The 13,561-nt window shown below is 57.3% G+C and carries 8 protein-coding genes; 5 read left to right on the plus strand and 3 right to left on the minus strand.

The features are described from left to right. Positions 1-122 precede the first annotated feature (122 nt). Both ftsK and lrp read right to left on the minus strand, forming a co-directional pair. Positions 123-4,340 carry a DNA translocase FtsK gene (ftsK, locus tag ABIE02_RS03820; RefSeq protein ID WP_336995023.1) on the minus strand — a complete coding sequence of 1,406 codons (4,218 nt, stop codon included), beginning with the start codon at positions 4,338-4,340 and terminating at the stop codon, positions 123-125. Positions 4,341-4,473: 133 nt separating this feature from the next. Further along, positions 4,474-4,968: a leucine-responsive transcriptional regulator Lrp gene (gene lrp, locus ABIE02_RS03825; protein WP_000228469.1), complete on the minus strand. Its 495-nt coding sequence runs from the start codon at positions 4,966-4,968 to the stop codon at positions 4,474-4,476. A 549-nt stretch (positions 4,969-5,517) separates the two neighbouring features. Between lrp and trxB the strand changes: the two genes are divergently transcribed. The 5 genes from trxB to infA all read left to right on the plus strand — a co-directional run bounded on the left by trxB (position 5,518) and on the right by infA (position 11,344). Continuing rightward, on the plus strand, positions 5,518-6,486 hold the full coding sequence (trxB, locus tag ABIE02_RS03830; protein ID WP_032617336.1) for a thioredoxin-disulfide reductase: 969 nt from the start codon (positions 5,518-5,520) through the stop codon (positions 6,484-6,486). A 113-nt stretch (positions 6,487-6,599) separates the two neighbouring features. Then, positions 6,600-8,366, plus strand: a complete 1,767-nt coding sequence (gene cydD / locus ABIE02_RS03835; protein ID WP_130589086.1) for a heme ABC transporter permease/ATP-binding protein CydD — start codon at positions 6,600-6,602, stop codon at positions 8,364-8,366. Beyond that, entirely contained in the window at positions 8,366-10,087 is a 1,722-nt protein-coding gene (gene cydC / locus ABIE02_RS03840) for a heme ABC transporter ATP-binding protein/permease CydC (RefSeq protein ID WP_285125430.1), read from the plus strand. Before cydD ends, cydC begins: the two co-directional genes overlap by 1 nt. A gap of 47 nt (positions 10,088-10,134) precedes the next feature. After that, the gene (aat, locus tag ABIE02_RS03845; RefSeq protein WP_032617332.1) at positions 10,135-10,839 is read left to right on the plus strand and encodes a leucyl/phenylalanyl-tRNA--protein transferase; all 705 of its coding nucleotides are present in this window, start codon (positions 10,135-10,137) and stop codon (positions 10,837-10,839) included. Between the two features lie 286 nt (positions 10,840-11,125). Beyond that, positions 11,126-11,344, plus strand: coding sequence for a translation initiation factor IF-1 (infA, locus tag ABIE02_RS03850; protein ID WP_001040187.1), 219 nt, complete (start codon positions 11,126-11,128; stop codon positions 11,342-11,344). Between the two features lie 264 nt (positions 11,345-11,608). Here infA and ABIE02_RS03855 read toward each other — a convergent pair whose 3' ends face one another. Further along, positions 11,609-12,025, minus strand: coding sequence for a hypothetical protein (locus ABIE02_RS03855; RefSeq protein ID WP_032617330.1), 417 nt, complete (start codon positions 12,023-12,025; stop codon positions 11,609-11,611). Positions 12,026-13,561 lie beyond the last annotated feature (1,536 nt).

A 13,561-nucleotide genomic window follows, 5' to 3' on the forward strand; every position in this document is an offset into this window, starting at 1 on the left:
TTACAAAGCGTCATCCCGAAAATGGGGGTTTTCTGTCAACTATTCTGGACCTGCCCGCAGGCAGGCGACAGAAGAAAATGCTTAATTATTGCTGATTTACCCATCTTTGCAATCGAGGGGTTTTACTCAAACGGCGGCGGAGCCAGCACTTCACGGTTGCCGTTGTGCCCTTGCTCGCTGACGATGCCCTGCGCTTCCATCTGTTCGATGATACGCGCCGCGCGGTTGTAGCCGATGCGGAACTGGCGTTGCACCCCGGAAATAGAGGCTTTGCGTTTCTCGGTGACGAAGTTAACGGCCTGATCGAACAGCGGATCCAGCTCTTCGCCGCCGTCAACGCCACCACCACCGCCGCCTTCGCTTTCGCTGTCGGAGGTGATGCCATCCACGTATTGTGGACGACCGCGCGCTTTCCAGTCCTGTACTACGGCATGCACTTCCTGATCGCGTACAAAGGCACCGTGGACACGCACCGGCGAGGTGGAGTTCGGGCCGGAATAGAGCATGTCACCCATCCCGAGCAGCGATTCAGCGCCCCCCTGATCGAGAATGGTACGGGAGTCAATTTTGCTCGACACCGTAAAGGCGATACGGGTCGGGATGTTCGCTTTGATAAGTCCGGTAATTACATCCACCGACGGACGCTGGGTCGCCAGCACCAGGTGGATCCCCGCCGCACGCGCTTTTTGGGCCAGACGGGCGATAAGCTCTTCTACCTTCTTACCGACGGTCATCATCAGGTCGGCAAATTCGTCCACCAGCACTACGATGTAAGGCAGTTTTTCCAGCACCGGATGTTGGGCATCCATGCTGTCGCCCGGCTTCCAGTACGGATCCGGGATCGGACGCCCCATCTTCGCCGCTTCGGCGATGATCTCGTTATAACCGGCAAGGTTACGCACGCCCAGCGCAGACATCAGTTTGTAGCGGCGTTCCATCTCGTTGACGCTCCAGCGCAGCGCGTTGGCAGCATCCTTCATATCGGTCACGACTTCGGTGAGCAGATGTGGAATACCTTCGTAAACCGAGAGTTCCAGCATTTTCGGGTCGATCATGATGAAACGCACATCTTCCGGCTGCGCTTTGTAGAGCATGCTGAGGATCATGGCGTTCACGCCGACGGACTTACCGGAACCGGTCGTACCCGCCACCAGCAGGTGCGGCATTTTCGCCAGATCGGCTACTACCGGTTCACCAGCAATATCTTTACCCAGCACCACGCTCAGCGGTGACGGGTTATCGCGGAATTTGGCGTTATCGAGCACTTCACGCAGATAAACGGTCTGACGTTTTTTGTTCGGCAGTTCCAGCCCAACGTACGGCTTGCCCGGGATAACCTCAACCACACGCACGGCCACGGTCGACAAGGATCGCGCAAGGTCACGGGAGAGGTTTGAAATCCGGGCGGCTTTTACACCCGGCGCCAGATTAAGCTCAAAACGGGTGATGACCGGACCGGGCGAGTAGTTCACCACATCCGCTTTAATGCGGAAGTCGGCCAGGCGGGCCTCAACCAGACGGGCCATCTGCTCCAGAGCAAAGGTGTCTACCGGCTCAACTTCTGTCGGTGGCGGCGTTAACAAATCCAGCGACGGCAGTGGCGTAGTTGGCTTCTGCAATGGTCGGCTGTCACCGTTGCGCATCAGCAGCGGGTGGATCAGGCTCTCCTGCGGCTGAGGCGGTGGCTGAATCACAGGCTGTTGCGGCGGTGCATACTGCTGTGGTTGCGCGACATGCTGCGGCTGAGCAGGTTGTGCAAACTGCTGTGGCTGCGCTGCGTGCTGCGGCTGAGCAGGTTGTGCATACTGCTGTGGCTGCGCTGCATGCTGCGGCTGAGCAGGTTGTGCATACTGCTGTGGCTGCGCTGCGTGCTGCGGCTGAGCAGGTTGTGCATACTGCTGTGGCTGCGCTGCATGCTGCGGCTGAGCTGGTTGTGCATACTGCTGTGGCTGCGCTGCATGCTGCGGTTGAGCAGGTTGTGCATACTGCTGTGGCTGCGCTGCGCGGTGCTGCGGCTGCACGGTCGGCGGTGCCACCGCGGGCTTAGGCGGGGTATAGGCCTGGCGCGGCGGCTCGGCTTCCGGCATCACGCCCGGCGTGAATAGCGGTTCACTCGGCGTATCATCCACCAGATCTTTCATCGGCGAGAATTCAAAATCCGCCAACGAGAATGGATTCGCCCCTGTCGGTTGTTCACCGGCGTAACGCTGCTGCTGCGTGGCGGCAAACTGGCGAGCCAGCTCCGCTTCGGCGGCATCATCTTCGTCAACCTGACTTTGAGACTGCTGTGGCTCAGGCTGATACTCATCGCCATAACGTTGCTTTTGCTGCTGGGCGAACTGGCGCGCCAGCTCGTCCTGCTGCATTTCGTCAGCATCGTCTTCGTACTGCTCATCATCGTACTGCTGCCGTCCGGCTTCACGGGCTTTCTCTTCTGCCATCCGCTGAGAAGGCAGCTTAATGCCATACGAGGCCAGTTCACGGCGGGTGGGAACGCGCACGCGATTAGGACGCGGCAGTTGCGGGCCAATACCCTCTTTCACCTGCGGACGCGGCGCGCCGCTGGTGGCCAGGCTGAATAAAGGTGCAGCAGCGCTGGCCGCAGCGGCACCTGCGGCTGTGGCCTGCTGCACACTCGCCGCCACAGGGGCGACAACGGACGCAGGCTCCACGGCCGGAACCGGTACAGATGGGATCTCAGCAGCTTTTACCGGGGCTGGCTCTTGTACTTCCTCTGGCACCGGCTGATACCAGGCCGCAAGCTGTTCGCGCTCACGGGCACGTTTTTCTTCCACTTCTTCAAAGTAGTAAAGCGGTGGTCGGGACGGTTTCACCTCTTCAACCGGCGGCGCTTCAACGACAGGCGGGGCAACAACCGGCTCAGGCTGATACTCAGCTTGCTGCGGTTCATACTGCTGCGGCTGTCCGTACTGCGACTGCTCGTACTGCGGCTGCTGGTGCTGCTCAAACTGCGGCTGCTCGTACTGAGACTGCGCGTACTGAGGTTGCTCATACTGCGGCTGCTGGTGCTGCGGCTGCTCATACTGCGGTTGCTCATACTGCGGCTGTGCGTACTGCGGCTGCTGGTGCTGTGGCTGCTCATACTGCGGCTGCGCGTACTGAGGCTGCTGGTGCTGTGGCTGTTCATACTGCGGCTGCGCGTATACCGGTTCAGGCTGATAAGGCGGCTGCCACTGCTCCTGCGGCGCGGCGGCATAAGGTTGTGGTTCCGCATTGACTGGCGCGGCTGGCGCGGCGGGTTCCGCATGCCATTCAACCGCTGGCGGCTGAAGATGGGCATCCGGCATCGAAGGGGTTGGTGGGGTCACCGGATCAACCGGGGCAGCAAAGGCCTGTGTTGCGGTGGTCGCCGCGGCAGCGGCGGCAAGCGGCTCAGCCACCGAGTGGCCATTGAGCAGCGGATCGTACTCGTCATAGTCGGAGGCCAGCGCACGGTTGCCGGAGAACAGCACATCATCCGGGTCGGCGGCCACGCCACGAGCGCTGTAAGCCACTTCCTCGTCGTCCATCCGTTTGCCGGAGAACAAGGCCGCATCGGTCTTGCGTCCTAACGGATTAGCGAATTTCTCTGCCATGCGCTTACGGCGAGCCAGCGCCCCGCGCATAATGCGGGCGCGACGGGATTCACGACGCTCTGTGGTCGGTTCCTCGTCTTCGTAGTCGTCATCTTCATATTCGTCGTCGACCCAGGTGTCATCCCGACGGGTGCGGTTGCTGGCAAAAGTCAGCACGTTGAGGATGACGCTGCCGATTTTTTCCGCAATGCTGACCCAGGACCAGCCGGTAAAAAGCGTCAGTCCCGCGCCCCAGACGCAGAGCAGCGCAATAGTTCCGCCGCTGCTGTGCAGCATCGGCTGCAGGGCGGTACTCAGCAGGCTGCCGATCACGCCACCCGAGGCAAAATACCAGATGTCATCGGCATTAATCGCCGCCAGACCGCAGGAGGTGAGAATCAGCGCCAGCGCGCCAATCAGACGCAGCGAGACGGCAAAGTAATCGATGTAATCATCGTTCTGGCGATGACGCCAGGCAAACCAGCAGCCACCAATAATGATGACAGGGAGGGTGTAGGCCATCACGCCAAAGATAAAGAACAGCGTATCTGCCAGCCATGCGCCCGGTACACCGCCTAAATTATGGATAGGCTCGTGCCATGCGGTCTGTGACCAGCTGGGATCGGAGGGATTGAAACTGAGTAAGGCTGCCATCAACCAGACGGCAAAAAGAGCAACAAGGATCAGTAACGCCTCAAGGAGTCGACGTCCACTGCTGAGCTTGGTTAAATTGACTTCTTTGTCTTCGGTATATTCCTGGCTCAAAACAGGCTCTCCAGGTATCAGGCAATTCCTGCCTGCGTGCTAAACGGACAACAGTGCCGGGAGGCCCGACACTGTTGCTGTATGGATTACCAGGAGTGTAATCAAAGTACGCTGATAATGCACCTGTTCCGTGTTAGCGCGTCTTAATAACCAGACGATTGCTCTGCTTGACTTCTTCCATTACCACATAGGTACGGGTGTCGTTCACGCCAGGCAGTCGCAGCAGGGTTTCACCCAGCAGCTTACGGTATGCAGACATATCAGGTACGCGGGTTTTCAACAGGTAGTCGAAATCACCGGAAACCAGATGACACTCTTGAATTTCTTCAAGTTTTTGCACAGCGGCGTTGAACTGCTCAAACACATCCGGCGCACCACGATTCAGAGTAATCTCAACAAATACCAGAAGTGAGGCATCCAGATAATGCGGGTTCAGCAGCGCTGTATAGCCCTGAATAAAACCCTGTCTTTCCAGTCGGCGCACACGCTCAAGGCATGGCGTCGGGGAAAGTCCCACACGTTTTGAAAGCTCGACGTTGGAAATACGCCCATCCTTTTGCAATTCATTAAGAATGTTACGATCGATGCGGTCGAGATCTTTGCCAGGGCGCTTCTTGCTATCTACCATTATTATTGTCTCTCTGTATTCCTTCCCTAACTCCTGCCAGGACCCTGTGCACTTCACTGTTCAGAGTCTTTCCCCGCGGTTAATCGCCTCGCCTGTTATTTAGTTTGAGCGATTCGATTGGGGTTATGTGGTATGAAGACCGTTGCCCAGAGGCGGCCATCAACATCACGAATGGCATCTGTCCACACCATGCGTAGATTTCGCTGACCCGGTAAAAATGGTGATTTTGTGCATGACTATGCGTTACACAAAGACCGTTTTTTTTCTTCCTTGAATGTTTTCGCAAAAGCGCAGGGGATTGTCAAAGCAAAACATCGATTTTTAGTACAACATGCCGGATATTCATTACGTCCGGGGATTAATCCTCATTTTATCGCCGTCGTTTCGAGCGATTAGCCATGATTATTGTTATAAAATCACCTTCCCTGCCCTGCCGTTGATTGGCGCTTTCTATTACACATATCGTTAACAAAATCGCTGCGCCCTTTTTTTACGAACATAAATTCCCTACAATCCGGGAAAATGTCTGCCAACAACAATGGGGATCTCATGGGCACGGCCAAACACAGTAAGCTGCTAATCCTTGGTTCTGGACCTGCGGGATACACCGCAGCGGTCTACGCTGCACGCGCTAACCTGCAACCGGTACTGATTACGGGCATGGAAAAAGGCGGTCAGCTGACCACCACCACCGAAGTAGAAAACTGGCCAGGCGATCCTGAAGGCCTGACCGGGCCGCTGCTGATGGAGCGCATGCACGAGCATGCCGCCAAATTTGATACCGAAATCATCTTTGACCACATCAACAAGGTCGATCTGCAAAACCGTCCGTTCCGCCTGACCGGTGACAATGCGGAATACACCTGCGACGCGCTGATCATTGCGACCGGTGCCTCTGCCCGCTACCTGGGCCTGCCGTCTGAAGAAGCTTTCAAGGGCCGCGGCGTATCTGCCTGCGCCACCTGCGACGGTTTCTTCTACCGCAACCAGAAGGTCGCGGTCATCGGCGGCGGCAATACTGCTGTGGAAGAGGCGCTATACCTGGCGAACATCGCCTCTGAAGTCCATCTCATTCACCGCCGTGATACCTTCCGCGCGGAAAAAATCCTGATCAAGCGTCTGATGGACAAAGTGGCCAGCGGCAACATCGTGCTGCACACTCACCGCACGCTGGAAGAAGTGACCGGCGATCAGATGGGCGTGGCGGGTCTGCGTATCCGCGATACCCGGAACACCGACAATGTCGAAACGCTGGAAGTGGCAGGTCTGTTTGTTGCCATCGGCCACAGCCCGAACACCGCGATCTTCGACGGTCAGCTGGAGCTGGAGAACGGCTACATCAAAGTGCAGTCCGGGATCCACGGCAATGCCACCCAGACCAGCATCCCGGGCGTGTTCGCTGCGGGCGACGTAATGGACCACATTTACCGTCAGGCGATCACCTCTGCGGGCACCGGTTGTATGGCGGCGCTGGATGCAGAACGTTATCTCGACGGACTGGCCGATCAGAGCAAATAATTTTTACAAATCAGCAACAAACGTAAAAAAGGCGGCGATAAGTCGCCTTTATTGTCTCTGCGATGTAACATTGCCGTGCCCAATACCTAATAACATCACCTGCAAAGCACGCAATGGAAAAAACCCGTCAACAAGAGTTAACACGCTGGCTTAAACAGCAAAGCGTTCTTTCCCGCCGCTGGCTGAATATTTCCCGTCTTTTAGGGTTTATCAGCGGTGTGTTGATTGTAGGCCAGGCATGGCTGCTGGCCCGCATTCTTAACCATATGATCATGGAAAACATTCCGCGTGAGGCCCTGTTACTGCCTTTCATTGTGCTGATTCTGGTCTTTATTTTGCGTGCCTGGGTGGTCTGGTTACGCGAGCGCGTGGGTTTTCACGCCGGGCAGAATATTCGCTACGAAATTCGCCGCCAGGTGCTCGACAGGCTGCAGGAAGCTGGCCCCGCCTGGATTCAGGGCAAACCCGCCGGCAGCTGGGCGACGCTTATCCTTGAGCAAATCGACGATATGCATGATTACTATGCCCGCTATCTGCCGCAGATGGCGCTGGCCGTCTTTGTGCCTCTGCTGATCGTATTCGCGATTTTCCCTTATAACTGGGTTGCAGGGCTGATCCTGTTGGGCACCGCCCCGCTGATCCCACTGTTTATGGCGATGGTCGGCATGGGTGCCGCCGATGCCAACCGCCGCAACTTCCTGGCGCTGGGGCGTCTTAGCGGCCACTTCCTTGACCGCCTGCGCGGCATGGAGACGCTACGCATTTTTGGTCGCGGTGAAGCCGAAACTGACAACATCCGCCACGCTTCACAGGACTTCCGTCAGCGCACCATGGAGGTGTTACGCCTGGCGTTCTTATCCTCCGGGGTACTGGAGTTCTTTACCTCCCTGTCGATTGCGCTGGTCGCCGTCTATTTTGGTTTCTCCTACCTGGGCGCTCTCGATTTTGGTCATTACGGCACTGCCGTGACCCTCTCGGCAGGCTTCCTGACCCTGATTCTGGCCCCGGAATTCTTCCAGCCACTGCGCGATCTGGGCACCTTTTATCACGCGAAGGCCCAGGCCGTGGGCGCAGCTGACAGCCTGAAAACCTTCCTTGAAACGCCGTTGGCCCATCCGCAGCGTGGGGACGTGACTCTCAACACCAGCAAACCGGTCAGCATTGAAGCGGAGAATTTTTGCGTGCTGTCGCCGGAGGGTAAGGTACTGGCGGGGCCATTAAACTTCACTCTCGCAGCAGGTCAGCGCGTGGTGCTGGTCGGCACCAGCGGCTCCGGCAAAAGCTCGCTGCTGAATGCGTTATCCGGTTTTATGGCTTACAGCGGATCGCTGCGCATCAACCAGGCCGAGCTGTCAGCGCTCGATCCTGATGAATGGCGCACCCATTTGAGCTGGGTGGGTCAGAACCCGCAGCTTCCGGCGGCCACGCTGCGTGAAAACGTGCTGCTGGCACGCCCGGATGCCAGCGATGAAGAGCTGCAATCGGTGCTCGATCGCGCCTGGGTCAGTGAATTCCTGCCCCTGCTGCCTGACGGGGTAAATACCCTTGTCGGCGATCAGTCGGCGGGGCTTTCCGTCGGCCAGGCGCAGCGTATCGCCGTGGCCCGCGCCCTGCTTAACCCTTGCCAGCTGTTACTGCTGGATGAACCCGCCGCCAGCCTGGATGCCCATAGCGAACAGCGCGTGATGCTGGCACTGGATGCCGCGTCGCAGCAGCAAACCACGCTGATGGTGACCCACCAGCTGGAGGGCATTGCCCACTGGGATGAGATCTGGGTCATGGACAATGGACAGCTTGTCGAGCAGGGCGATTACGCCACGCTCGCAGCGGCACAGGGGCCGTTTGCGGCCCTGCTGGCGAACCGTCAGGAGGACATTTAATGCGCGCTTTACTGCCTTATCTGGCGCTCTATATGCGCCACAAATGGATGCTGATCCTCGGCGTCGTGCTGGCCATCGTCACCCTGTTGGCCAGTATCGGCCTGTTAACGCTCTCCGGCTGGTTTCTCTCTGCTTCTGCGGTGGCCGGGTTTGCCGGGCTGTACAGCTTCAACTATATGCTGCCTGCTGCGGGTGTGCGCGGCACGGCCATCACCCGCACCGCCGGGCGCTACTTCGAGCGTCTGGTCAGCCATGACGCAACGTTCCGCGTGCTGCAGCACCTGCGCGTCACCACCTTCAGCAAACTGCTGCCTCTCTCCCCTGCCGGGCTGGCGCGCTATCGCCAGGGCGAACTGCTGAACCGCGTTGTCGCGGATGTCGATACCCTCGATCACCTCTATCTGCGGGTTATCTCCCCGATGGTAGGTGCGCTGGTGGTGATTGTGGTCGTTACCCTCGGGCTGAGCCTGCTGGATGCCAGCATCGCGCTGGTGCTTGGCGGGATCATGCTCCTGACGCTGTGTCTGCTGCCGCCGCTGTTTTACCGCGCCGGTAAACCGACCGGTGAAAACCTGACCCGACTGCGCGGCGAATATCGCCAGCAGCTTACCGGCTGGCTGCAGGGCCAGGCAGAGCTGACAATTTTTGGCGCCAGCCGTCGCTATCGCTCGCGGATGGAAAACACCGAGCTGAACTGGCATGAAGCCCAGCGCAAACAGTCGGAGCTGACGGCCCTGTCCCAGGCATTGATGCTGTTGATTGGCGGTATTGCCGTGATGGCGATGCTGTGGCTGGCCTCCGGCGGTGTGGGGGATAATACCCAGCCGGGGCCGCTCATTGCGCTGTTTGTCTTCTGTGCGCTGGCGGCGTTCGAAGCGCTGGCTCCGGTGACCGGGGCTTTTCAGCATCTCGGCCAGGTGGTGGCCTCCGCGCTGCGTATTACCCAGATCACGGGCCAGCAGCCGGAAGTGCAATTCAGTACCGCCGCAACAGACGTGCCTGCGCGACTGGCTCTCCGCCTGGCAGATGTCAGCTTTGCTTATCACGGGCAGGCGCAACCGGCGCTGGACAACATCAATCTGACGATCCCCGCAGGCGCACACGTTGCGGTGCTGGGCCGCACAGGGTGCGGGAAATCGACCCTGCTGCAGCTGCTGACCCGGGCCTGGGATCCGGCTCAGGGACAGATCCTGTTCAACGATATGCCCCTCAAAGAGATGAGCGAGCCAGCGCTGCGTAAAACAGTGAGCGTAGTGCCGCAGCGGGTCCATCTTTTCAGCGCCACCCTGCGGGATAACCTGCTGTTAGCCGCGCCGGGAACCGCTGATGACGTATTACGTGCGATGCTGGAAAAGGTCGGTCTGCACAAGCTGCTGGACGATGAAGGTCTGAACAGCTGGCTCGGTGAAGGAGGTCGTCAGCTTTCCGGTGGTGAGCTGCGTCGCCTGGCGATTGCCCGCGCACTGCTGCACAATGCCCCGCTGATGCTGCTGGATGAACCGACCGAAGGACTAGATGCAACAACAGAACGGCAAATCCTTGATTTACTGGAAAAAGAGATGCAGGGCAAAACGGTGCTGATGGTGACGCACCGCCTGCGCGGACTGGCGGATTTTGATCAAATTATTGTGATGGACAACGGAAAGATTATTGAGCAAGGTAGTCACGCAGAACTGTTGGCAAAACAGGGTCGTTACTACCAGTTTAAACAACGTCTGTAGTCTATATTTGAACCGATCCCCACTTCGCGTACTGGAGTTGTGTTGTCATGCGCCTGGTCCAGCTTTCTCGTCATTCTCTTGCGTTCCCTTCCCCAGAAGGGGCGCTGCGCGAACCTAATGGTTTGCTGGCCCTGGGCGGCGATCTCAGCCCGTCGCGTTTATTAATGGCTTACCAGCGCGGTATTTTCCCGTGGTTTTCGCCCGGCGATCCGATCTTATGGTGGTCGCCTGACCCGCGCGCTATTTTGTGGCCTGAACGGTTTCATCTCAGTCGCAGCATGAAACGGTTTCACGCCCACTCCCCCTATCGCGTCACCCTCAATCATGCGTTTGGCCAGGTGATCGAAGGCTGTGCCAGCGATCGCGCAGAAGGCACCTGGGTCACCCCGGAGGTGATCCATGCATATCATCGTCTGCACGAGCTGGGTTACGCCCACTCCATTGAGGTATGGCAGGGTGATGATCTGGTGGGCGGCATGTATGGTGTGGCTCAGGGCACGTTATTTTGCGGTGAATCGATGTTCAGCCGCGCCGTGAATGCGTCTAAAACTGCGCTCCTGGTTTTCTGCGATCGCTTTACCCGCAGCGGCGGCAAGTTGATTGATTGCCAGGTGCTGAACGAGCATACCGCCTCGCTTGGGGCGATTGAGATCTCCCGCCATGAATATCTGACGCAGCTGGCCGCTCTGCGAATGCAAAAATTACCGCAGAACTTCTGGGTGCCTGCGACGTTATTTACGCCCCAGGGATAAATGTTTTCCGCATATTTTTCCTCAAGGTGCTATAATTCTGCCGCAGAGTAGGTTCTGCCTGTTGCCCCGCCGCCGTTTGGGAATAGTTCGCATCCGATAACGCCCTATCGTTTATCCTGCCACCTCCCCTTTACGTATGCGCTTTTCGTACGGTCGAACCGTGACGTCCGGGTAATACGCTGAAACTGCTTTGCTGCGTTTTAAACGCGCAAATCTTTACTTAATTGATGAATTTCGGCATTATCTTGCCGGTTCAAAACTTGGTAGTGATACCCCAGAGGATTAGATGGCCAAAGAAGACAATATTGAAATGCAGGGTACCGTTCTTGAAACGTTGCCTAACACCATGTTTCGCGTAGAACTGGAAAACGGTCACGTTGTTACCGCGCATATCTCCGGTAAGATGCGTAAGAACTATATCCGTATTCTGACGGGCGACAAAGTGACTGTTGAGCTGACCCCGTACGACCTGAGCAAAGGCCGCATTGTCTTCCGTAGTCGCTAAGAGTTTTTCGCCGCAAATGGCGTAGAGAGAATACTAAAGGCCGGGTTATCCCGGCCTTTTTTTATTCAGCAGAGGTCAACACCCGATTTCAGTCTGTCCGCCAACATTCCCTGTCCCGCCCGCAGTAAAGCCTGCGCTGCCGGAGTCATCATTGATGGCATTCCGATCCTCTTTATCCCAGCTCATTTAGGTCGCGAACAGACGGCTCTCCCGCCGCGCCTTGATATCAAACACGTTGCCTAACTTCAACGTTGGGGCACCGACTCAGTGGACGTGCACCACGGTCAGATCGGCCAGCATCGCATGGCTGATCTCGTACAGCAGGCCGGTAAGGTGCGGCAGCATATCGCGGTCGAAATGCGACACCAGCAGCACATGGTTTAACGCCCGGCAGTAATTGCACTGGGCTTCGGTGCTGTCGAGTAACCACTCCTGTTTGTGCATCGGTGGGATCTCATCCTCTTCCAGCACGCGGAAATCGGTCATTGATTTTTCCAGCTCACTTCTGAATGCGTCCAGATATGCAGCAAGGCAGCGGCAGATGGGCTGTGTTTGCGGCAGCGAATTGCAATCGACCAGAATTTCGGTAAGCAGGTTACAGCGCGCGGCAAGCGTGGAGAGATCGAGAGTGCTAAGTTCGAGTTCGCTGTAGAGCTGGGAGATATGGTTTTCTGTATACATGGGTAATACCTTCACACACATTGAATTTACCACCGCAGGAAACGCCAGATTCGCTGGCGGCGGACGAAAAGGAATTGGCGTACCAGTGTGTGTGACTACTGGCGCTTCAAAAGAAGCTCCCGATTCGCCCGCCAGATGCAGAATATACCCTTTTCCTTAGGGCGAACGAAGCCTGCAGCTAAACATGCTGCTCACACACTTTCAGGACGCCAATCCTGGCACCTGATTTTGCAGGTGCATCGCCATTCTATTACTGGGGTTTTATCCAGCAATATCCCTGCTTGAATTCTGGATAACGCCTCGCAAAATTTTGATGATAGTGCGCGCGGTTCCCCCTCACCCTACCCCTCTCCCTCAAGGGAGAGGGAACCGATCGAGCGTGCAGCCATGACAGTGGCAGAGATTTGCTTCGACACACACAGCGATGACGGTATAAAAGTTTGCTTCCATACTCACAGCGATGGCCTGGTCCGGCTGAAAATCGCCTAAGCGTTTCCGTAAGGCCGGGGTAAGGCGCAGGGATTTGCCGACAGGGCATCTTAACTCTCTCCCTCAAGGGAGAGGGAACCGATCGAGCATGCAGCCATGACAGTGACAGAGGTTTGCTTCAACACTCACAACGATGGCCTGGTCCGGCTGAAAATCGCCTAAGCGTTTCCGTAAGGCCGGGGTAAGGCGCAGGGATTTGCCGACAGGGCATCTTAACTCTCTCCCTCAAGGGAGAGGGAACCGATCGAGCATGCACCCATGACAGTGGCAGAGGTTTGCTTCAACACTCCCAGCGATGACCTGGGCCGGCTGAAAATCGCCGAAGCGTTTCCGGAAGGCCGGGGCGAGGCGCAGGGATGCACCGAGAGGGCATCTTAATTCTCCCCTTCAAGGAAGAGGAAATCGATCGAGCGTGCAGCCATGACAGTGGCAGAGGTTTGCTTCAACACACACAGCGATGACGGTATAAAAGATTTGCTTCAATACTCACAGCGATGACCTGGTCCGGCTGAAAATCGCCGAAGCGTTTCCGTAAGGCCGGGGTAAGGCGCAGGGACGCGCCGAGAAGGCATCTTAACCCTCTCCGGACCGATCAAACGTGCAGCCAGGACAGTGGCAGAGGTTTGCTTCAACACTCACAGCGATGACGGTATAAAAGATTAGCTTCAAGACTTACAGCGATGGCCTGGTCCGGCTGAAAATCGCCGAAGCGTTTCCGTAAGGCCGGGGCGAGGCGCAGGGACGCGCCGAGAGGGCATAGCCTGCAGGGATGCAGGCTGGTGCCCGACCCGAAAGCCTGGCGGAATAAGCTGAGGGCACCGCGAAGCGGCGATTTTCTTTGCCGGGAGCCGGGATTGTTAAGGGGGCGGCGGCAAGCCCCCTTAACACGTTCACGGGTGACGTGGCTTACAGAGAAATACAGATCGTAAAGTGAACGGAACCACCACCGTAGGGACATACTGTGCAGCCCGCCGCCCTCACTCCCCCCACAATAAGAAGCAAAAAGCAGCCATAAAAAAACCGGGCTTTCGCCCGGCTTTTATCATC

The sequence above is a fragment of the Leclercia sp. 1548 genome (assembly GCF_050435045.1).
GTDB lineage: Bacteria > Pseudomonadota > Gammaproteobacteria > Enterobacterales > Enterobacteriaceae > Enterobacter > Enterobacter adecarboxylatus.